This is a genomic window from Plantibacter sp. MDV22-iso1 (genome assembly GCF_058408345.1).
Map to the genome: position 1 here is coordinate 493038 of NZ_JBZVDY010000001.1, position 20097 is coordinate 513134.

General features: G+C 68.0%; 21 protein-coding genes. 9 read left to right on the forward strand and 12 right to left on the reverse strand.

Going from position 1 to position 20097, the window contains the following annotated elements; genetic code table 11:
- Positions 1-94: 94 nt before the first annotated feature.
- Complete coding sequence (locus AC4PMY_RS02325) at positions 95-412, reverse strand: HigA family addiction module antitoxin (protein ID WP_071261058.1); 318 nt, start codon at positions 410-412, stop codon at positions 95-97.
- The gene (locus AC4PMY_RS02330; RefSeq protein ID WP_491621907.1) at positions 399-680 is read right to left on the reverse strand and encodes a type II toxin-antitoxin system RelE/ParE family toxin; all 282 of its coding nucleotides are present in this window, start codon (positions 678-680) and stop codon (positions 399-401) included. The genes AC4PMY_RS02325 and AC4PMY_RS02330 overlap by 14 nt, the downstream gene beginning before the upstream one ends.
- 127 nt (positions 681-807) lie before the next feature.
- On the opposite strand from AC4PMY_RS02330, the gene AC4PMY_RS02335 reads away from it, so the two are divergent.
- Positions 808-1146 (forward strand): hypothetical protein, encoded by a 339-nt coding sequence (locus AC4PMY_RS02335; protein WP_491621908.1) that lies wholly within the window; start codon positions 808-810, stop codon positions 1144-1146.
- A gap of 190 nt (positions 1147-1336) precedes the next feature.
- On the opposite strand, the gene AC4PMY_RS02340 is transcribed toward AC4PMY_RS02335, so the two are convergent.
- Positions 1337-3040, reverse strand: coding sequence for an AIPR family protein (locus AC4PMY_RS02340; protein ID WP_491621909.1), 1704 nt, complete (start codon positions 3038-3040; stop codon positions 1337-1339).
- Between the two features lie 120 nt (positions 3041-3160).
- Complete coding sequence (gene ychF, locus AC4PMY_RS02345; protein WP_064296436.1) at positions 3161-4234, reverse strand: redox-regulated ATPase YchF; 1074 nt, start codon at positions 4232-4234, stop codon at positions 3161-3163.
- 132 nt (positions 4235-4366) lie between these two features.
- Here ychF and AC4PMY_RS02350 point away from each other — a divergent pair, with 132 nt between their 5' ends.
- The gene (locus AC4PMY_RS02350; protein ID WP_071261062.1) at positions 4367-4948 is read left to right on the forward strand and encodes an exonuclease domain-containing protein; all 582 of its coding nucleotides are present in this window, start codon (positions 4367-4369) and stop codon (positions 4946-4948) included.
- Between the two features lie 58 nt (positions 4949-5006).
- Positions 5007-6386 (forward strand): DNA recombination protein RmuC, encoded by a 1380-nt coding sequence (locus AC4PMY_RS02355; protein ID WP_491621910.1) that lies wholly within the window; start codon positions 5007-5009, stop codon positions 6384-6386.
- 79 nt (positions 6387-6465) lie between these two features.
- Here AC4PMY_RS02355 and glpX read toward each other — a convergent pair whose 3' ends face one another.
- Both glpX and AC4PMY_RS02365 read right to left on the reverse strand, forming a co-directional pair.
- Positions 6466-7464: a class II fructose-bisphosphatase gene (gene glpX, locus AC4PMY_RS02360; protein WP_064296437.1), complete on the reverse strand. Its 999-nt coding sequence runs from the start codon at positions 7462-7464 to the stop codon at positions 6466-6468.
- A 50-nt stretch (positions 7465-7514) separates the two neighbouring features.
- Positions 7515-8510: a fructose-bisphosphatase class II gene (locus AC4PMY_RS02365; RefSeq protein WP_491621911.1), complete on the reverse strand. Its 996-nt coding sequence runs from the start codon at positions 8508-8510 to the stop codon at positions 7515-7517.
- A gap of 76 nt (positions 8511-8586) precedes the next feature.
- Here AC4PMY_RS02365 and fbaA point away from each other — a divergent pair, with 76 nt between their 5' ends.
- A complete protein-coding gene (gene fbaA / locus AC4PMY_RS02370; protein WP_064296439.1) occupies positions 8587-9612 on the forward strand; it encodes a class II fructose-bisphosphate aldolase in 1026 nt (341 codons plus the stop codon).
- Positions 9613-9674: 62 nt separating this feature from the next.
- On the opposite strand, the gene AC4PMY_RS02375 is transcribed toward fbaA, so the two are convergent.
- Positions 9675-10283 carry a DUF6264 family protein gene (locus AC4PMY_RS02375; RefSeq protein WP_064296440.1) on the reverse strand — a complete coding sequence of 203 codons (609 nt, stop codon included), beginning with the start codon at positions 10281-10283 and terminating at the stop codon, positions 9675-9677.
- A complete protein-coding gene (locus AC4PMY_RS02380; protein ID WP_071261248.1) occupies positions 10280-11311 on the reverse strand; it encodes a 4-hydroxy-3-methylbut-2-enyl diphosphate reductase in 1032 nt (343 codons plus the stop codon). The genes AC4PMY_RS02375 and AC4PMY_RS02380 overlap by 4 nt, the downstream gene beginning before the upstream one ends.
- A gap of 135 nt (positions 11312-11446) precedes the next feature.
- Between AC4PMY_RS02380 and xseA the strand changes: the two genes are divergently transcribed.
- From xseA to AC4PMY_RS02405, 5 genes are all read left to right on the forward strand, one after another.
- Entirely contained in the window at positions 11447-12706 is a 1260-nt protein-coding gene (gene xseA, locus AC4PMY_RS02385; protein WP_064296441.1) for an exodeoxyribonuclease VII large subunit, read from the forward strand.
- Between the two features lie 9 nt (positions 12707-12715).
- Entirely contained in the window at positions 12716-12952 is a 237-nt protein-coding gene (locus AC4PMY_RS02390) for an exodeoxyribonuclease VII small subunit (protein ID WP_064296575.1), read from the forward strand.
- Positions 12949-13644, forward strand: a complete 696-nt coding sequence (locus AC4PMY_RS02395; RefSeq protein ID WP_167620449.1) for a DUF4245 domain-containing protein — start codon at positions 12949-12951, stop codon at positions 13642-13644. The genes AC4PMY_RS02390 and AC4PMY_RS02395 overlap by 4 nt, the downstream gene beginning before the upstream one ends.
- Positions 13641-14282, forward strand: a complete 642-nt coding sequence (locus AC4PMY_RS02400) for a carbonic anhydrase (RefSeq protein ID WP_064296442.1) — start codon at positions 13641-13643, stop codon at positions 14280-14282. Before AC4PMY_RS02395 ends, AC4PMY_RS02400 begins: the two co-directional genes overlap by 4 nt.
- Before the next feature lie 67 nt (positions 14283-14349).
- The gene (locus AC4PMY_RS02405; protein ID WP_079002052.1) at positions 14350-15753 is read left to right on the forward strand and encodes a class II fumarate hydratase; all 1404 of its coding nucleotides are present in this window, start codon (positions 14350-14352) and stop codon (positions 15751-15753) included.
- A gap of 72 nt (positions 15754-15825) precedes the next feature.
- Here the strand turns inward: AC4PMY_RS02405 and AC4PMY_RS02410 are convergent, their stop codons facing one another.
- The 4 genes from AC4PMY_RS02410 to AC4PMY_RS02425 form a co-directional block, all read right to left on the reverse strand.
- Complete coding sequence (locus AC4PMY_RS02410; protein ID WP_491621912.1) at positions 15826-16407, reverse strand: prepilin peptidase; 582 nt, start codon at positions 16405-16407, stop codon at positions 15826-15828.
- Positions 16408-16507: 100 nt separating this feature from the next.
- Positions 16508-17932: an RNA 5'-3' helicase PhoH2 gene (gene phoH2, locus AC4PMY_RS02415; protein ID WP_399542881.1), complete on the reverse strand. Its 1425-nt coding sequence runs from the start codon at positions 17930-17932 to the stop codon at positions 16508-16510.
- A 203-nt stretch (positions 17933-18135) separates the two neighbouring features.
- Positions 18136-19302, reverse strand: coding sequence for an aminotransferase class V-fold PLP-dependent enzyme (locus AC4PMY_RS02420; RefSeq protein ID WP_491621913.1), 1167 nt, complete (start codon positions 19300-19302; stop codon positions 18136-18138).
- Positions 19299-20081 carry an isoprenyl transferase gene (locus AC4PMY_RS02425; protein ID WP_064296447.1) on the reverse strand — a complete coding sequence of 261 codons (783 nt, stop codon included), beginning with the start codon at positions 20079-20081 and terminating at the stop codon, positions 19299-19301. The genes AC4PMY_RS02420 and AC4PMY_RS02425 overlap by 4 nt, the downstream gene beginning before the upstream one ends.
- Positions 20082-20097: the final 16 nt, after the last annotated feature.

Below are 20097 nucleotides of genomic sequence, written 5' to 3' on the forward strand. Positions count from 1 at the left end.
TCTGTGGCCGATCGCCTCGTCCCAGACTGCGCGTCTTGTTCCAAAACCCGCATGCAGGCGACAGAACGTGCACTCTCGGCGTGGAAGCGTGACGCTACGCGGCAGCAGGCTTCAGTGGCGTGATCGCCGCGATCTGTTGCGAAAGCCGATCCTCGGCGAGATCGAGCTCATATCGCATCTGCAGGTTGAGCCAGAACTGCGCCGAAGTGCCGAAGTACTTCGCAAGCCGGAGCGCGGTGTCCGCTGTGATGGACCGCTTGCCGTGGACGATCTCATTGATGCGACGTGGTGGGACTCCGATGGACACCGCCAGCTTGTTCTGTGTGATCCCGAACCCCTCGATGAAGTCCTGTATGAGCACTTCACCGGGGTGGATCGGTGCGAGCTTGCCGCTCGAGTCAGTGATAGTCAACGATCTCCACCTCCTCGGCCCCCGTGGCCGTCCACACGAAACAGATTCTCCATTGGTCGTTGATCCTGATGCTGTGCTGCCCGGCACGATCGCCCTTGAGCCGCTCGAGTCGGTTGCCCGGTGGGACCCGAAGATCGTCGAGCATCTCTGCGGCACCCACCTGGCGAACCTTCCGAAGCGCAACCGGGTGGATCCGAGGATCGATCGACCTCACTCGTTCCCGACGCCACAATCGCTCGGTATCCCGGCTGCCGAACGACCTGATCATCGTAGCAGGGTATAACGCACCTCGTTAATAACGCGAGTCGTTACATACTCCTTGCGATGAACCGGTTCATGGTAGGAACACCCCTCCCCGGACCTACGGACCTCCGGACCGCTGGGAGAATCGAGGCATGGACATGCGCTACGTCGACCATGAACCGGGAATGTGGTTCCTCGTCGAGCAGGAGGGTTCGCTCTACCTCCACGCGAGGTACAGCTACAGCGCCCTCATCGACGATTCCGCGCTCATCCGGCTGAACGACACCGAGGTCGCCGCCTACCTCGCGGGCGACCACGATGTCCTGTCGGATCTCGCGACGCGTGTCCACAACAGCGCACCCTATCGAGCTGAGTCGAAGTTTTTCAGCAGGGATCTGTACCGCAGCACAGACGGCCCGCAGTATCGCAAAGCCGTCTCAGCGGCGATCGCCGATCACACGTGGATCGCGGAACAGCGGCGGAAGCGGTGACCACCACCGAGCGTGCTCATTCCGTCAGCTTTGGCACTCGTGAATAACGGAACGTGCACCTTCGGCGTGCTAGACATTGAAGCACGATTCAATCACGCTACGCCACGGCCAGGTATAGGAAACCATGCGAAGTGATGCACGCGTCGGCCGCCAAGCCGCTCCGCTGTATAGGGACGACCAGCTCGGCCCCCTAGTTTCCACGTGCAGAAGAGCGTCGGCGGCGGCGCGAGGACGCGAGATAACGCGCCATGTGTTCACGGATGGACTGCGTGGCGCGAACGTCCTTCGAAACCTTGTCGAAAACCACCTCCCGGGTCGCTGTCGCAGTAACAGCAAAGCCTCTCTGAACAACGCCGAGGAGGTCCGCGAGTAGCTCTCGCGACGGAACCTCATCGATCGAGGCGAGATCCTTCGCGTTTGGCTCATTCTTCCGCGTCATCGCGACTGTGGCCGCCATCGCCAGGTGGAAGACGAAGTCCTCCACCTGGCCCTCGGTATTTCGATTCTCACGTAAGAAGCTCTCAGCCGCTCTCACGATCCTGATCGCGGCGTAGTAGGTCGCCATTGGAGTAGACCCACCGAAGACTACATCGTAGATTTCGTTCTGAAAGATCCGAGAGACCTCGCCGCGCGAAACGTGCGGGGCCTGGACCAGAGTAGCCAGGACCGCTTGACCCATCTGGTCAATTGACACAAGCTCCTTCAAAGGAATCTGGCGATTATAGTAGTAATTTTTGCGGCGCTCATAGTAGAGACCCTTGATCTTAAGGAACTCTTCGATCTCTCGCTGCACGCGGTCAGTCGCTCGCAAGGAACTCAGTCCAAGAATTGTCTGACTGTTAGTTGCGCGAATGATTCGATCTTTTACGTTGTCGTCATCGGCCTGGATAATTTTGACTAGTACGCCGCGATCCTCAGAATGCTCACTGGAGGAGCCTTGCTTATAAATCTCGTGGGAAGTCTGGAGCCCGTTCACGATTTGCGGAGAGTCCAAGTGCAGAAGCTTCCCTGCAGGCTGGACACGGTCAGCCACAATGGTCACGCCATTATTGAGCCACCAGAAGTCAACGTCACTGTCCTGCTTACTGAGTGTCTCCTGGATACTCTTGTTCACGCCGGACTCACTATCGTAATCACGAACGTTGGCGTCGAAAAGCGTTGCATCCAACTTACCGGTATCGTCCGTGATGAACCTCTGGTAGTCGTAGAGTTTTACCAATCCTACGTAACCACCTGACATGTCCGTGGAGATTGGATTTTCCGCCAGCGTAAGCTCCGCCTTCACCGGTGGCTTATCTCGTGCCAGGTTAGCAATACTTGCCGCATCGAGAAGCTGAACGGCGGGTTCGCAATTTCCGAAGCACTGCTTTAGGGCCTGCTCGAGCTGGTCCGCTTTTGCCCGAACATTTTCATGCATTTGTTCAGATTTCAAGGCCGCGAATGCCACAAAGATTCGAAGACGCGGAATGTCCATCGCACGATAAGTCTCTAGGAACCTGCGCGTGATCTCGATTATTCGAGAGTTGAACTGTTTGGCGAGGACACTTTCATCGCGCGCAAAATCTAGAAGCCTAGGAAGGTGAACGATTAGTTTATCGATCGCACTTTCGCCGAAGCCGCGCGTGTTTTTGACCTGAATTAGCACCAAATCCAACTGAGGATTTCGACCGAGCGCGGCCACGTTCACATCGTCGCGAAGGTAGTAGCCATTCGCAAACATATGAATCGCATCCAACCCACCGTCGCGCGTTCCGTCGACAATCCCAGATAGTACGTCGTCGTGACTAGGACGGTACTTATTCAAATAGTGGTAGGAGACGAAATACGCTTCCTGTTCAGCGGCATTATAGCCGTCGGTTTCCCGCCGCGACCTTTCGACCATGTCCTCAAGCAAGACAACATCGTTTGCCCCCATTCGTGACCCCCCTTGGTCCTCACCCTTTATTACGAGCCCGCCCCGCGATCAACTTACCGCGTACCTAACGACTTTCCGTTGATGCCGCAGTGATGGGACCTACACGTTGAAGCGGAACTCCACGACGTCGCCGTCCTGCATGACGTAGTCCTTGCCCTCCATGCGGGCCTTGCCCTTGGAACGGGCCTCGGCGACGGAGCCGGTCTCGACGAGGTCGTCGAACGAGATGACCTCGGCCTTGATGAAGCCCTTCTCGAAGTCCGTGTGGATGACGCCGGCCGCCTGGGGCGCCTTGGCACCCTGCGGGATCGTCCACGCGCGCGACTCCTTCGGGCCCGCCGTGAGGTAGGTCTGCAGGCCGAGCGTCGCGAAACCGATGCGTGCAAGCTGGTCGAGGCCGGACTCGGTCTGGCCGGTCGACTCGAGCATCTCGCGGGCGTCGTCCTCGTCGAGGTCGACGAGCTCCGACTCGAGCTTGGCGTCGAGGAAGACGGCCTTCGCCGGCGCCACGAGCGCGGCCAGCTCGTCGAGCTTCGCCTGATCCTGGAGGACCTCCTCGTCGACGTTGAAGACGTAGATGAACGGCTTGGCCGTGAGGAGACCGAGCTCCTTGATGGGAGCGAGGTCGATCTTCGTCGCCGAGAGCGGGGTGCCGGCGTTCAGCGCGTCCTGCGCCTCCTTCGCCGCCGCGAGGACGGAGGGGTCGAGCTTCTTGCCCTTGACCTCCTTCTCGAACCGGGTGACCGCCTTCTCGAGCGTCTCGAGGTCGGCGAGGATGAGCTCGGTGTTGATGGTCTCCATGTCGGAGGCCGGGTTCACGTCGCCGTCGACGTGCACGACGTCGGGGTCGGCGAAGCCGCGCACGACCTGCGCGATGGCGTCGGCCTCGCGGATGTTCGCGAGGAACTTGTTGCCGAGCCCCTCCCCCTCGCTCGCGCCCTTGACGATGCCGGCGATGTCGACGAAGGACACCGCGGCGGGCAGGATGCGCTCGCTGCCGAAGATCTCCGCGAGCTTGCCGAGCCGGGCGTCGGGCAGTTCGACCACGCCGACGTTCGGCTCGATCGTCGCGAACGGATAGTTCGCTGCGAGCACGTTGTTGCGCGTGAGCGCGTTGAACAGGGTGGACTTGCCGACGTTGGGCAGGCCGACGATGCCGAGAGTAAGAGCCACGAGGGTCTATCGTACTTGGCCGCGCGGCCCCGTGGGTCGCGCCTCCGCTCAGGGCACGGATCGGCACGGTCGATCGAGCGGCATGCGGCGTGCCACCCGGGCGGTGTCGGACGCTGGTGCGAGGGTGAGGACGTGCCACTGGATTTCACCGCCATCGACTTCGAGACCGCGAACTCGTCATCCGCCTCCGCCTGCAGCGTGGGCCTCGTCAGGGTCCGAGACGGCGTCGTCGTCGACCGCGCGGGCTGGCTCATCCAGCCCCCTGCCGGACACGACGCGTTCCTCGAGTGGAACACGCGCATCCACGGGATCGTCGCGACCGACGTCCTCGGTGCGCCCGGTTGGGCGGACCAGCTCGACACCCTCCTCGACTTCGCCCAGGGTGACGCGCTCGTCGCACACAACGCCGGCTTCGACATGGGCGTCATCCGCGGTGGCTGCGCAGCCACCGGCCTCGACTGCCCCGACCTCAGCTACCTGTGCAGTCTCAACGTCGCACGCAAGACGTATCAGCTCGACTCCTACCGGCTCCCGGTGGCCGCTCTCGCCGCCGGGTTCGACGACTTCCAGCACCACGACGCCACCGGCGACGCCGAGGCCTCCGCGCACATCATCATCCACGCGGCCGCCCGCCACGGCGCCTCCTCGATCGCCGAACTCGCGCAGCTCACGAGCGTCAAGATCGGTCGCATCGGGACGGCCGTCGCCGCCTGAGCCCGCGGTCGCCGCGCGGCCTCCGACCGATGTCGGCGGCCCGCGACACACTGAGGGCATGGACAGCGCACTCGCCCTCGGGATCGGCCTCCTCATCGGACTCGTCATCGGCGCAGCCGTGGCGGTCCTCCTGCTGCAGCGGCGCACCGGCGCGGGTTCGGTCGACCCCGCGCTGCTCGAGGCCAGGCACACCGCCCAGCTCGCCGACCTCCGTGGCCAGCAGGCGCAGCTCCTCGCCGACGCCTCCGCGAAGGAGGCGGAACTCCGCGCCGCACTGCGCGCCGAACTCGCCGCCCTCGACGCCACAGCCGACGGTCTCGGGCGTGAGCTGAACGCCCAGCGCGAGCAGTACCGCGAGCTCGCCGAACGCCACCGCGCCGACGCCGAACGACGATCGCGCCAGGAACACGAGGAGAGTCAGGTCCTGCAGGCCATCGCGCCCGTGCAGCACAGCCTCGAACACATGCAGGCGAAGGTCGCGGAACTCGAGCAGCAGCGCAGCCGCCAGCACGGTGAGCTCGCCCAGCAGCTGAAGACGGCTTCGGAGTCCGAGGAACGCCTGCGGTCCACGACGGAGTCGCTCGCCTCGGCGCTCCGGAACAACGCGACCCGCGGCGTCTGGGGTGAGACCCAGCTCCGCAACGTCGTCGAAGCCGCGGGCCTCACGCAACGCGTCGACTTCGACCTGCAGTCGAGCATCACCTCCGACAACGGCGTCGGCCGACCCGACATGGTCGTGCGACTCCCCGGCGGCAAGTCGATCGCGGTCGACGCGAAGGTGCCGTTCGCGCAGTACCTCGAAGCCAGCACCATCCCCGTCACCGCGACGGGCGAGGAGGCCGCGCGACGCACCGCCCTCCTCGCGCAGCATGTGAAGGCCGTGCGGTCGCACGTCGACGCCCTCGCGGCGAAGGGGTACTGGCGCGGCCTCGAGTCGAGCCCGGAGTTCGTCATCTGCTTCATCCCGAGCGAGTCGCTCCTCGCCGCAGCGCTCGAGGCCGACGCGAGCCTGCTCGACTACGCCTTCGGCAAACGGGTCGCCCTCGCCTCCCCCGTCAACCTGTGGGCGGTCCTCAAGACGGTCGCGTTCACCTGGCAGCAGGACGTCCTCACCGAGGACGCGAAGCGACTGTTCGACCTCGGCAAGGAGCTCTACCAGCGGCTCTCGACGCTGTCGGACCACGCCGACCGCCTGCGCCGGTCGATCGAGAGCACGGTCACCAACTACAACCAGTTCGCCTCGTCGTTCGAGACCCGCGTGCTCGTCACGGCGCGCAAGCTCGACGCCCTCGACGAGGCGACGGTCATCGGTCAGGTGAGCCAGAGCGACGCCTCACCGAAGCGCCTCACCGCACCGGAGGCGCAGCCCTCGCCGGAGCCGTCCGATGCCGAGCCGAGCGAGCTCGAGGCCCGGCTCGCGCACCGGCTCCAGGACTGACCGGCACGAACGCCGCACGACGAAGCGCCCGGCACCACCGTGAGGTGGAACCGGGCGCTTCGCGCTGCTGGAGGAGCGGCTACAGCCACTTCGCAGCGAGGTGGTCCGCCTCGACACGACGGATGGTGCCGGAACGCGACCGCAGCACGAGGCTCTCGGTGCGGATGATCGGACCCTTGCGCTGCACACCGTCGACGAGTTCACCGTGGGTGACGCCCGTCGCGACGAAGTACGTGTTGTCGCCGCGGACGAGGTCGTTCGCGCCGAGGACACGGTCGAGGTCGTGACCGGCCGCGAGCGCACGCTCACGTTCGGCGTCGTCCTTCGGCATGAGCTTGCCCTGGATGAGGCCGCCGAGCGCCTTCACCGCACACGCGGTGATGATGCCCTCGGGCGTACCGCCGATGCCGACGCACATGTCGATCCGTGAGTCGTAGCGCGCGGCGTTGATGCCACCCGCGACGTCGCCGTCGAGCAGCAGCCGCGTCCCGGCACCGGCCGCGCGGATCTCCTCGATGAGCTGCGCGTGGCGCGGTCGGTCGAGGACGGCGACGCGGATGTCCTCGGGCTGCTTGCCCTTGGCCTTCGCGAGCTCGCGGATGTTGTCGCCGATGGACTGGCTGATGTCGACGACACCGATGCCGTCGGCGCCGGTGACGATCTTGTCCATGTAGAACACCGCGGACGGGTCGAACATGCTGCCACGGTCGGACACGGCGATGACGGAGAGGGCGTTCTGCCGGCCGGCGGCGGTGAGGCTCGTGCCGTCGATCGGGTCGACCGCGATGTCGCAGGACGGGCCGCGGCCGTTGCCGACGTGCTCGCCGTTGAAGAGCATGGGCGCTTCGTCCTTCTCGCCCTCGCCGATGACGACCACGCCGTCGAAGTTGACGGTGCCGAGGAAGGCGCGCATGGCGTCGACCGCCGCACCGTCGGCGGCGTTCTTGTCGCCTCGCCCGATGAACGGCGCCGCCCGGATCGCGGCGGCCTCCGTCGCTCTCACGAGCTCCATGGCGAGGTTGCGGTCGGGCTGCAGATAGTGGGAGCCGGTTTCAGGCTGGGTCACTGGATCCTCCATGGATCGCTCGCCTCGTGGGACACGACGCTTCGGTGGATGAGGGTTTCAGCCTATCGAACCGGGCGGGAAAGGCCGGTGGGCGTGTCTCGATCGAGGCGCTTCCGTGACCTCGTCAGCGGGCTCCCGGGACCGACGACGACGGACTCGACCGTGACACCGCCGTCCCCTTCGACCCGGACTCCGGCGAGTTCGGCTCCGGCGGCGAGCGCGGTCGACGTGACGGCGCTGAGCAGCAGCCAGACGTCGTCGCGGCAGAGTTCGTCGAGTGGGACCTCGCGGTCGAGATCGGTCCCTGCCTCGATAAGCCGCGCCCGTTCCTCCGGCGACTGCGGTGCGAAGCGCGCCGTCATCCAGCCACCGAGGGCCCGGACCGCGGCAGCCGTGAGGATGCCCTCCGGGGCCCCGCCCACGCCGAGGAGCAGATCGAGGTCGCCGTCGGTGGCCGCGGCACGCAGGGACAGGGCGACGTCGCCGTCCATGAAGCTCACGAGCTCCGCACCGGCGGCGGTCACGGCCTGGGCCGTCGCCGCGTTCCGGGGGCGGTCCTGGACCGCGACCCGGAGCTGCTCGACCGGCCGCCCCACACGCGCGGCGAGCCGGTCGAGGGTCACCGCGATCGGATCGCCGAGCGACAGCTCGCGTCCCCCACCGGCCGCGACGAGCTTCTCGAGGTAGTACGCCGGGCCGATGTCGAACATCGCACCGCGCGGGGCGATGGCGATCACGGCGACGGAGTCCGGCTTGCCGGCGGCCGCGAGCTTGGTGCCGTCCACGGGGTCGACGGCGAGGTCGATCGCCGTCCCCGCACCCGTGCCGAAGCGTTCGCCCACGAAGAGCATGGGCGCTTGGTCCTTCTCGCCCTCCCCCACGACGACGCGCCCGTCGACCGGGAGCGATTCGAGCGCCCGGCGGAGCGCGTCGACGGCGACCCCGTCGATGCGCATGCCGTCGCCGCCACCCACGAGACCGGCGACGGCGGCAGCGGCGGCCCGCGTGGCGTCGAGGAAGCCGTCGAGGAGGTCGGTGTCCGGAGTGCGCTCGATCATGTCCCCATCGTGCCGTATGCCTCGGAGCCCGAGTCACTAGACTTCAAGGCGAATCGTCCCCACGCAAGGAGAAGACATGCCCGTCGCCACCCCGGAACAGTACGCAGCGATGCTCGACAAGGCGAAGTCGAACGGGTTCGCGTACCCGGCGTTCAACGTCTCGAGCAGCCAGACCATCAACTCCGTCCTCCAGGGCCTCACCGAGGCCGGTTCCGACGGCATCATCCAGGTCACCACGGGCGGCGCCGACTACTTCGCCGGCCACACCGTGAAGAACCGCGCCGCCGGCGCGATCGCCTTCGCGAAGTTCGCCACCGAGGTCGCCAAGAACTACCCCGTCACCGTCGCGCTCCACACCGACCACTGCCCGAAGGACGCGCTCGACGGCTTCGTCATGCCGCTCATCGCCGCCTCCGAAGAAGAGGTCAAGGCCGGTCGCAACCCGATCTTCCAGTCCCACATGTGGGACGGCTCGGCGGTCCCGCTCACGGAGAACCTCGAGATCGCGACCGAGATGCTGAAGCGCACCAAGGCCATCAACGCCATCCTCGAGGTCGAGATCGGCGTCGTGGGCGGCGAAGAGGACGGCGTCAGCCACGACATCAACGAGCACCTGTACACCACCCTCGACGACGCCATCGCGACCGTCGAGGCGCTCGGCCTCGGCGAGCAGGGTCGCTACATGGCCGCCCTCACCTTCGGCAACGTGCACGGCGTCTACAAGCCCGGCAACGTCAAGCTCCAGCCCGAGCTGCTGAAGACCATCCAGGACGGCCTCACCGCCAAGTACGGCCACGGCCCCAAGCCGCTCGACCTCGTGTTCCACGGCGGGTCGGGTTCCACCGACGCCGAGATCGCCGAGGCCGTCGCGAACGGTGTCGTCAAGATGAACATCGACACCGACACGCAGTACGCGTTCACCCGCTCGATCGCCGGCTACATGCTCTCGAACTACGAGGGCGTGCTGAAGCTCGACGGCGAGGTCGGCAACAAGAAGCTCTACGACCCCCGTGCCTGGGGCAAGGTCGCCGAGTCGGCGATGGCCGCTCGCGTCGTGGAGTCGACGAAGCAGCTCGGCTCGTACGGCACCAGCACCTCCTAGTCACCTACACGAACAGAACGGGCCCGGCATCGCTGCCGGGCCCGTTCTTCGTGTGTGGATGACTACGGCTGCTGCGAGCGGACGTACTCCATGAACGCCGGGTCGGCGCCCATGGCCACGGCGAGACAGATCACCACGACCAGGTTCGCCGCGACACCGGCGACGAGCGGGATCCAGAAGGTCAATCGACCCGCGCGGAGCGACCGGCTCGACAGGATGATGGCGCCCACCCACAGGGCGATCTGGAGACCGAGCGCCAGGATGCCCATGGCGCTCGCGAGACCGTCCGAGGAGTACCCCGAGACACCCATCTGCACGAGTGCGGGGCGGATCAGGCCCGGGAGGTCGAGCAGGCCCGGCATGGTCACGATCAGGCCGACGAGGCCGAGTCCGAGCAGGATCGACGTCGCGATGCGGTCTCCGGCGACAGGACGTCTAGCGGCCACGGTCGGAGCGCCCGGCTGCATCACCCCAGGCTCATGCGCCTGCTCGCGCGTCTGCTCGCGGAGGGTCGGCTCCTGCTGCTGCCGTGGCTGCCGTTCGACGGGGACGACCGGCGCGATGCCGAGCTCCTCCGCCCGCTGCTCGTCGATGGGCTCGGCGATCCGGGCACGCTGCTCCTCGGGGGACGCGTATTCACCGAACTGCGGACGGGGGCGGGATTCGCTCATGGTCGACGCCCTCCCAGGGCGCGCGGATCGGTCGTGCCGGCAAGGTCTTTGCGCAGCTCCTTCGGCAGGGAGAACATGAGGTCCTCCTCGGCCGTCTTGACTTCCTGCACCGCGCCGTAGCCGGCTCCGGAGAGTTCTTCGAGGACCTCGTCGACGAGGACCTCCGGCACGGAGGCGCCGCTGGTGACACCGACCGTGACGACACCGTCGAGCCAGGCCTGCTGGATCTCGTGTGCGTAGTCGACGCGGTAGGCGGCCTTCGCGCCGTATTCGAGGGCGACCTCCACGAGGCGCACCGAGTTCGAGGAGTTCGCCGACCCGACCACGATCACGAGGTCGGCGTCCTGGGCTACTTTCTTGATGGCCACCTGACGGTTCTGGGTCGCGTAGCAGATGTCGTCGCTCGGCGGATCCTGGAGCTTCGGGAACCGCTCGCGCAGGCGGCGGACCGTCTCCATGGTCTCGTCCACCGACAGCGTGGTCTGCGAGAGCCACACGACCTTGTCGGGGTCGGCGACGACGAGGTCGTCGACGGCTTCCGGGCTCGTCACGAGCGTGACGTGGTCGGGCGCTTCACCGGCCGTGCCCTCGACCTCCTCGTGCCCCTCGTGTCCGATGAGCAGGATCTCGTAGTCGTCGCGGGCGAAGCGCACGGCCTCGCGGTGGACCTTCGTGACGAGCGGGCAGGTGGCGTCGATCGCGAGCAGCCCGCGGTCGGCGGCGGCATCGACCACGGCGGGCGAAACGCCATGCGCACTGAAGACGATGTGCGCGCCGGACGGCACCTCGTCGACCTCTTCCACGAACACGGCGCCCTGGGCCTCGAGCTGATCGACGACGTGCACGTTGTGGACGATCTGCTTCCGGACGTACACCGGCGCGCCGTAGTGCTCGAGCGCCTTCTCGACGGCGACGACCGCGCGGTCCACGCCGGCGCAGTAACCGCGCGGGGCTGCCAGCAGGACGCGCTTCTCCCCGGCGACGGGGAGGTCTGCGAGGCGTCCGGCGATACGTCGGAGCCTCGGCATGCCGAGGCCGATGGCTGGGGCGTCGCGGAGATCGGTCACGTGTGGATTCTACGCGGCAGCGCTCGGGAGTCGGCCGTGAACGACCGGGTGGTCCGCGACCGGCGCGCCGTCGGTGCTCGCGGCTAGGCTTGAGGGATGAGCGATGCACCGGCCACCATGGAAGCCCCCTGGCCGGTCGCGCTCCTCGGCACGAAGCTCCGCGACTACATCGACCGCCTCGGCACGGTCTGGGTCGAGGGCGAGATCACGCAGTGGGGCGCCTCGGGCGGCAACGTCTACGGCAAGCTCAAAGACCTCGAGATCGATGCGACGGTCGGGTTCACCATCTGGTCGTCCGTCCGCGCGAAGATCCCCGCCGACCTCAAACAGGGCGACCACGTGGTCGCGTTGGTCAAGCCGAACTACTGGCTCAAGGGCGGCACGCTCACCATGCAGGTCATGGCGATGAAGCACGTCGGCATCGGCGACCTCCTCGAGCGACTCGAGCGACTCCGTCGGCAGCTCGCCGAGGAGGGGCTCTTCGACGCGTCGCGCAAGCGGCCGCTCCCGTTCCTCCCGCAGTGCATCGGGCTGGTCACCGGCAAGGACTCCGACGCCGAGAAGGACGTCCTGCGCAACGCGGAACTGCGCTGGCCCTCGGTCCGGTTCCGTGTCGTCCACGCCGCCGTCCAGGGCGACCGCACCCCCGGCGACGTCGTGAGCGCTCTGCAGACGCTCGACGCCGACCCCGAGGTCGACGTCATCATCGTCGCGCGCGGCGGTGGCGACTTCCAGAACCTCCTCGGGTTCAGCGACGAACGCGTGGTCCGTGCCGCGGCCGCCTGCACCACACCCCTCGTGAGCGCCATCGGCCACGAGGCGGACCGCCCGTTGCTCGACGACGTCGCCGACCTCCGTGCCTCCACACCGACCGATGCCGCCAAGCGGGTCGTCCCCGACGTCGCGGAGGAGTTCGCTCGCGTGCAGCAGGCCCGCGTCCGGTTGTCCTCCCGGGTGACCTCGTTGCTGGGTCACGAGATCGACCGACTCGCGACGCTTCGCACCCGTCCCGCGCTCGCCGACCCGTCCTGGATCGTCGACTCGCGGGCGGACGAGCTGACCCGAACGGTCGCCAGGGGTGCCGAGCTCATCGACCGCGCCGTCGAGCGCTCCCAGCGCGAGGTGACGGAACTCCGCGCACACCTCCGCGCCCTGTCGCCGCAGCGCACGCTCGACCGCGGCTACGCCATCGTCCAACGAGCGGACCCGGAGGCCGGCGTCCCGGGTGGCGCGGTCATCCGTGCCGAGGGCGACGCGCCCGCCGGGACGGAGCTCCTGGTCACCCTCGCCTCCGGCGCGATCGGCGCCTCCAGTACCGGCCCGGCCACGGCTGCCGCCCGGACCGACGACGAATAGGATAGAAGCATGCCAACCCCCTCCGATGTCCAGGAGCTCAGCTATGAGCAGGCACGCGACGAGCTCGTGCGTGTCGTGTCCGAGCTGGAGCAGGGCTCGGCGTCGCTCGAGGACTCCCTCCGCCTCTGGGAGCGCGGCGAACAGCTCGCCCAGCGCTGCGAGGAGTGGCTGATCGGCGCGAAGGCACGGCTCGACGCGGCACGCGCCGCCCAGCTCGGATCCGGCACTCCGGACGCATCGCGGTGAAGGACACCAAGCCGCCGCGCGTCGTTGCCGAGCTCGGCCGCCCCGAGACGCCGCAGGAGACCGCCGACCGCAAGGCGGAGAACTCCCGCCTGTACCGCTCGCGCAAGACCGTCAACAACCTCGTCCTGTCGCTCCTGGCCACGGTCGGCCTCGTGGTCGTGATCGTGCTCGCCGTGCCCCGAGGTGAAGCCCCGGAGCGCCCGACCGTCGACTACGCGCAGCTCGCCGGCCAGGCGCAGCCCGACCTCCCCGTCCCGCTCCTCACCCCCGAGCTCGGCGACGACTGGGGCAGCAACTACGCCGACGTCCGCACCGCAGCGTCACCGGTCGCCGGCACACCCGACATCCGCTCCTGGAACGTCGGACTCATCTCCCCCGACGACGAGTTCGTCGGCCTCGTCCAAGGCGTCGACGCCAACGACACCTGGCTCCTCGCCGAGCTCGACGAAGCCCGCCCCACCGGAACCGTCACGATCGACGGCGTCGAGTGGGTCGAATACGCGAACGGCAGCGGCTCCGACGACGGCAACGTCGCGTACGCCCTGTCGACCGTCGCCGGTCGGAGCACGATCGCCGTGTTCGGCACGGCGAAGCCCGAGTACGTCCTCGATGTCGCACGTTCCGTGCGCACCGGGGTCACCGCCAACCTCGACGCCCCGTCGGGCGCCCCTGCAGAAACGGACTCAGAATGACCCAGAAGCGCCCCGGTGCCGTCTGGCGCGAGATGCAGCGCGGTAACGCGCGGTTCGTCGCCGGTCAGCCCGCCCACCCCCGCCAGGACGTCGAACGCCGCGCCACGCTCGCGCACTCCCAGGCCCCGGAGGCGGTCATCTTCGGCTGCTCCGACTCCCGCCTCGCGGCCGAGATCATCTTCGACAAAGGGCTCGGCGACCTCTTCGTCGTCCGCAACGCCGGTCAGATCGTCTCCGACTCGGTGCTCGGCACCCTGGAGTACGCCGTCGGTGTCCTGCAGGTCCCGCTCATCCTCGTGCTCGCGCACGACGAGTGCGGCGCCGTCCGCGCGGCCATCGACTCGCAGATCGAGGACGCCACCCCGCTCCCCCCGTACATCGACCAGCTGATCCAGCAGATCGTCCCCGCCGTGAGCGCTGTCGCCGGCCCTGCACCGATCGACGCCGCCTCCGTCGACACCTCCGAGGTCGGACGGCGCCACCTCCGTCGCACCGTCATGGAGGTCGTCTCGCGCTCCGAGCTCATCAGCGACGCCGTGGCGGCCGGGACGGTCGCCATCATCGGCGCGAACTACAAGCTCCTCGAGGGCACCGCCGTCGCCGACATCGTGATCGGCGACGTCACCGTCCCCGAATGACCTCCACCCCGCTCACCGACCGGTCGAGCGCAGCACCACCGCAATCGCACGAAGGAGAACGAACAGCGTGGTAGACACCTCAGCAACCGAGTACCGCATCGAACACGACACCATGGGTGAGGTGCGGGTCCCCGCGAACGCCCTCTACGGTGCGCAGACGCAGCGGGCGGTCGAGAACTTCCCGATCTCGGGCAGCGGGCTCGAGTCGGCGCAGATCGCCTCATTGGCCCGGATCAAGAAGTCCGCGGCACTCGCCAACGCCAAGCTCGGCGTCCTCGACCAGGGTGTCGCCGACGCGATCGCCGCAGCGGCCGACGAGGTCATCACCGGCGCGCACGACGCGCAGTTCCCGGTCGACACCTACCAGACCGGCAGCGGCACCTCGTCGAACATGAACATGAACGAGGTTCTGGCGACGCTCGCGAGCGCGCGCCTCGGCAGCCCGGTGCACCCCAACGACCACGTCAACGCCTCGCAGTCCTCGAACGACGTCTTCCCGACCTCCGTGCACATCGCCGTCACGAGCGCCCTCATCGACGACCTCATCCCGGCCCTCGACCACCTGGCCGTCTCGCTGGAACGCAAGGCCGAGCTGTGGAAGACCGCCGTGAAGCCGGGCCGGACGCACCTCATGGACGCCACGCCGGTCACCCTCGGCCAGGAGTTCGGTGGCTACGCGCGCCAGATGCGTCTCGGCATCGAGCGTGTGCGCACGGCGCTCCCCCGGGTCGCAGAGGTCCCGCTCGGCGGAACCGCGACGGGCACCGGCATCAACACGCCGAAGGGCTTCCCCCAGCTCGTCATCGAGCTGCTCGCGCAGGAGACCGAGCTGCCCATCACCGAGGCCCAGGACCACTTCGAGGCCCAGGGCGCACGCGACGGACTCGTCGACGCCTCGGGAGCCCTCCGGGTCATCGCGGTCAGCCTCACGAAGATCTGCAACGACCTCCGCTGGATGGGCTCCGGCCCGAACACCGGTCTCGGCGAGCTGCACATCCCCGACCTCCAGCCGGGATCCTCGATCATGCCAGGCAAGGTGAACCCCGTGATCCCGGAGGCCGTCCTGATGGTCGGCGCACGGGTCGTCGGCAACGACGCGACCATCGCCTGGGCCGGCGCCTCTGGCTCCTTCGAGCTCAACGTCGCGATCCCGGTCATGGGCACGGCGCTCCTCGAGAGCATCCGTCTCCTCTCGAACGCGACCCGGGTCCTCGCCGACAAGACCGTCGACGGCCTCGAGGCCAACCTCGACCGCGCTGCGGCACTCGCCGGCTCCTCGCCGTCGATCGTCACCCCGCTGAACAAGATCATCGGCTACGAGTCGGCGGCGAAGATCGCCAAGCACTCCGTCGCCAAGGGCCTCACCGTCCGCGAGGCCGTCGTCGACCTCGGCTTCGTCGAACGCGGCGAGATCACGGAGGAGCAGCTCGACACGGCGCTCGACGTCCTCTCGATGACGCACCCCGGCTGAGTCGACCCGCTCGTCGAACGATCGAACGGCCCCGGAACCCTCGCGGTTCCGGGGCCGTCTCCATCCGTGTGGTCACGCCGTGGCGGCGATCGCGCCCCAGCAGCCGAGGAGCAGGAACGGACCGAACGGGATGCGCGTGCGCCAACCGGCGGAGCCACCACGTGAGCGTGCGACCAGCACGGCGACCACACCCGCGAGGCCGGCCGAAAAGACCGACACCACTGCGAAGAGCAGCACCGCGGACGTCCCGAAGCAGCCGACAGCGAGGCCGAGCAGCGCGCCGAGCTTCACGTCCCCCATGCCCAGCCCGCCGAAGAGGGCGCATGCGTACAGGACGGCGCCGACCGCGGACCCCATCAGGAGCGGTTCGAACGGGGCCACCTGACGCACTGCGGCATCGATGGCCGTGAGCGGCACCGCGATGGTGAGCGCCGGCAGCACGAGACGGTTCGGGAGCCGCCGCTCCGCGACGTCGATGCGCACGAGCGGCGGCGTGATGCAGGCGAGCCACACGAGCACGATGACGACCGGACGCGGGTCGGGGCCGAGCCGGGCAACGGCGACGGCTACGAGCAGCAGCGTCGAGCCGGCCATCGCCGCGGTGGCGACACGCGGGCGGAGCCGCCTGCCGGTGGAGGTCGGTCGCGAGGGCATCCCGTCAGGATAGGAGGATCATCGTGCCGGCCTCCGGCGTTCTCCACAGGCGGCCGGAGCCGGAGGAGCGAGCCTTGCCGGCCCGCTCCTCCGACGGCCGCTACGCCAGTTCGTTCCCTTCGAGCATCTCGGTCACGAGTGCCGCGATGGCCGAGCGCTCCGAGCGCGTCAGCGTGACGTGCGCGAACAGCGGGTGCCCCTTGAGCGTCTCGATCACCGAGGCGACGCCGTCGTGGCGGCCGACGCGCAGGTTGTCGCGCTGGGCGACGTCGTGCGTGAGGACGACCCGCGAGTTCTGCCCGATCCGGCTGAGGACCGTGAGGAGCACGTTGCGTTCGAGCGACTGCGCCTCATCGACGATCACGAAGGCGTCGTGGAGCGAACGGCCTCGGATGTGCGTCAGCGGCAGCACCTCGAGGATGCCCCGCTCCACCACCTCGTCGAGCACGTTCTGCGAGACGACCGCGCCGAGCGTGTCGAAGATCGCCTGTCCCCAGGGGTTCATCTTCTCGCCCTGGTCGCCGGGCAGGTACCCGAGCTCCTGGCCGCCGACCGCGTACAGCGGCCGGAACACCATGATCTTCTTGTGCGCCTGTCGCTCGAGGACGGCCTCCAGACCCGCGCAGAGGGCGAGCGCGGACTTCCCCGTCCCGGCTCGACCTCCCAGCGAGAGGATCCCGATCTCGGGGTCGAGCAGGAGGTCGATCGCGAGCCGCTGCTCGGCCGAGCGTCCGTGCAGACCGAAGACGTCGCGGTCGCCGCGGACGAGCTTGTAGCTGCGCTTGCCCGTGACCCGCCCGAGTGCGGATCCCCGGTCGGAGTGGATCACGAGGCCCGTGTTGATCGGCAGGTCCTCGATGATCGGCGTCGTCCCCTCCTCGCGCTCCCACAGCGTGCTCATGTCCTCGGAGCCGAGGGTGATCTCGGACATGCCCGTCCAGCCCGAGTCGACCGCGAGTTCCGCCCGGTACTCCTCCGCCTGGAGACCGATGGAGGCCGCCTTGACGCGCAGCGGCAGGTCCTTGGACACCACCGTGACCGTCAGGCCGTCGTTCGCCAGGTTCAGCGCGACTGCGAGGATGCGCGAGTCGTTGTCGCCGAGCTGGAGACCGGACGGCAGCGAGGCCATGCTCGAGTGGTTGAGTTCGACCCGCAGGGATCCGCCGTCACCGACCGGGATCGGGAAGTCGAGGCGTTCGTGCTCGATGCGGAGCTCGTCGAGGATGCGGAGTGCCTGACGTGCGAAGTAGCCGATCTCGGGGTCGTTGCGCTTGCCCTCGAGCTCGCTGATGACGACGACCGGGATGACGACGGCGTGCTCGGCGAACCGGAAGAGCGCCTTGGGGTCCGACAGCAGCACGGAGGTGTCGAGCACGTAGGTGATCTCGGCCTGCGCCTGATCTCCCCCGCTCACCGTGTGGTCGGCAGGTCGTCGGCTCGGTCTCGTCGACGCATCCCGCGTCTCGATGCCGGCTGACGTGTTCTGGATTTCTCGCGAGGCCACAACCACTCCCACCCCGAGCATCTGATGCTCGGATCACTGTGCGAAACGGCCGCCTGCAGGGTTTCGAGCCGAACTTGTGTGGCCGTCTCGACCGGGCTCCATGCCCGATGAGATGAACGTACGTCCGGCCACCGACATCGATGCGACGACACGCCCCGTGTCCTGTTACGGGGAGGTGAACAGATGGGGGCCGTCTCCTGGACCGCCGGTGGTCGGACGGCGGCTCAGTAGCTCGCGGCCGTCGCGAACGAGAGCAGCGCACCGCGCAGTCGGTCCAGCGTCTGCCGACTGGTACCGGCGTGCACGCTGAGCCGCACGGCCCCGGCGCGGATCGTCGCGGTGACGCCGTGGTTCTCGAGCGAGGTCCACAGCGTGTCGAGGACGGACTCCTCCGGCTCCAGGACGACGATGCCCGCGCGATCGTGCTCGTCTCGCGAGGAGACCACCGCGACACCGAACTCGTCCGCGAGCTCGATCACTTCGGCCGTGAGCTCGGCGATCGCGGCGTGCACCGTCGCGGTCCCGACGGCGACCGTGTCTTCCAGCGACGCGGCGAACCGCGCCGCCGCGAGCGGGTCGGGCCTGGTGATCGAGTATGCGCGCACGGATCGGCTCGGTGCCGGGGTCGCGCTGAACGGCCAGGCCTCGTCGGTGCCGGTCACGCCCGAGAACACCGGCTCGAGCCGCTCGACGGCGCGGTCGCTCAGGGCCAGGAATCCGGTGCCCCAGCCTGCGCGCATCCACTTCTGCCCGCCCGAGGCGACCACGTCGGCGACGGCGTAGGGGGCGTCGACCACGCCGAAGCCCTGGATGGCGTCGACGATCAGGAGGCGGTCGCCGATCACCTCGCGGACGGCTTCGAGGTCGCAGACGTATCCGGTGCGGTAGTCGACGAGGCTCACGGCCACGGCGGTGACGGTGTCGTCGAGCTGTTCGCGCACGCTCTCGGCCGTCACGTGTCCGCGTCGCGTCTCGAGCCATTTCGGCTTGAGCACGTGCCGGTGCTCGGCGGCCCGCTCCGCCGCGAGCGGCAGCGTGGGGTATTCCAAGCGGGAGAGCAGGACCGTGCCGCTCAGGCCGAACATCGCGTGCATGAGGCCCTGCGAGGTGTTGGGCTGGGCGACGACCTGGTCGGCACGGAACCCGGTGAGCGTCCCGACGGCGGTACGCATCCGTTCGTCTTGCCCGTCGACCGAGCCGAGCGTGCCGGGCGTCGCACTCGCGAGCACGTCGTTCCAGCGGGCGGCCTCGAGGACGACGGACGCGGCCAACGGACCGACACTGCCGTAGTTGAGATAGCCGTCGACCTCACCGAATCCTGCTTGGAAGGTCTCCAACCGGGACGCCGTCTCCGGCTCGTCCGGCTCCGAGGCGGGCGTGGACCGGCTCATCCGCCGAACCGCCGCTGCCGCCTGGAGAAGTCGCGGAGGGCGCGGAGGAAGTCGACCTCGCGGAGGTCGGGCCCGAGCGCCTCGACGAAGTAGAACTCGCTGTGGGCGCTCTGCCAGAGCATGAAGTCGCTCATCCGCTGTTCGCCGCTGGTGCGGATGACGAGGTCGGGGTCGGGCTGGCCTCCCGTGTAGAGGTGCTCACCGATGAGGTCGGGGGTGAGCAGCGCCGCGAGGTCTTCCAGGCTCCGACCCTCGAGGTGGTGCTTGGCGACGATCGCGCGCATCGCGTCCACGATCTCGGTGCGACCGCCGTAGCCGACCGCGAGGTTGATGTGCATGCCGGCACGGTCGGCCGTGCGCTCCTCAGCACTCGTCAACGCCGTGCGCAGCGACTCCGGGAGACCGTCGCTCGAACCGACGTGCTTCACTCGCCAGTCACGGTAGTGCGACAGCCCCTCGGCGAGGTCGGCGATGATGTCGACGAGGTCGTCCAGCTCGTCCGGCGCGCGGTTCACCAGGTTGTCGCTCGACAGCAGGTACAGGGTGACGACGCCGATGCCGAGATCGTCGCACCAGGTCAGGAACTCACGCATCTTCGCCGCACCGGCTCGGTGGCCGTGCGCCGCGGTGTCGTACCCGAGCTGCTTGGCCCACCGCCGGTTGCCGTCGATGATCATCGCGACATGGTGCGGCAGCGTCTGCGGAGTGAGCGCCTTCCGGAGGCGCCGTGCGTAGACGCCGTACAGGAAGCCGTCCACCGGTGCGGAATGCCTCGTCATCACCCTGCAACGCTAG

Excerpts from the sequence above, each read along its gene's own strand:
- glpX (WP_064296437.1), bottom strand. The coding sequence starts at position 7,464 with ATGGAGGATCCAGTGACCCAGCCTGAAACCGGCTCCCACTATCTGCAG.
- AC4PMY_RS02330 (WP_491621907.1), bottom strand. The coding sequence starts at position 680 with ATGATCAGGTCGTTCGGCAGCCGGGATACCGAGCGATTGTGGCGTCGG.
- AC4PMY_RS02400 (WP_064296442.1), top strand. The coding sequence starts at position 13,641 with ATGACCCAGAAGCGCCCCGGTGCCGTCTGGCGCGAGATGCAGCGCGGT.
- phoH2 (WP_399542881.1), bottom strand. The coding sequence starts at position 17,932 with ATGCTCGGGGTGGGAGTGGTTGTGGCCTCGCGAGAAATCCAGAACACG.
- fbaA (WP_064296439.1), top strand. The coding sequence starts at position 8,587 with ATGCCCGTCGCCACCCCGGAACAGTACGCAGCGATGCTCGACAAGGCG.
- AC4PMY_RS02355 (WP_491621910.1), top strand. The coding sequence starts at position 5,007 with ATGGACAGCGCACTCGCCCTCGGGATCGGCCTCCTCATCGGACTCGTC.
- AC4PMY_RS02390 (WP_064296575.1), top strand. The coding sequence starts at position 12,716 with ATGCCAACCCCCTCCGATGTCCAGGAGCTCAGCTATGAGCAGGCACGC.
- AC4PMY_RS02380 (WP_071261248.1), bottom strand. The coding sequence starts at position 11,311 with ATGCCGAGGCTCCGACGTATCGCCGGACGCCTCGCAGACCTCCCCGTC.
- AC4PMY_RS02425 (WP_064296447.1), bottom strand. The coding sequence starts at position 20,081 with ATGACGAGGCATTCCGCACCGGTGGACGGCTTCCTGTACGGCGTCTAC.
- AC4PMY_RS02365 (WP_491621911.1), bottom strand. The coding sequence starts at position 8,510 with ATGATCGAGCGCACTCCGGACACCGACCTCCTCGACGGCTTCCTCGAC.
- AC4PMY_RS02335 (WP_491621908.1), top strand. The coding sequence starts at position 808 with ATGGACATGCGCTACGTCGACCATGAACCGGGAATGTGGTTCCTCGTC.
- AC4PMY_RS02410 (WP_491621912.1), bottom strand. The coding sequence starts at position 16,407 with ATGCCCTCGCGACCGACCTCCACCGGCAGGCGGCTCCGCCCGCGTGTC.
- AC4PMY_RS02375 (WP_064296440.1), bottom strand. The coding sequence starts at position 10,283 with ATGAGCGAATCCCGCCCCCGTCCGCAGTTCGGTGAATACGCGTCCCCC.
- xseA (WP_064296441.1), top strand. The coding sequence starts at position 11,447 with ATGAGCGATGCACCGGCCACCATGGAAGCCCCCTGGCCGGTCGCGCTC.
- AC4PMY_RS02420 (WP_491621913.1), bottom strand. The coding sequence starts at position 19,302 with ATGAGCCGGTCCACGCCCGCCTCGGAGCCGGACGAGCCGGAGACGGCG.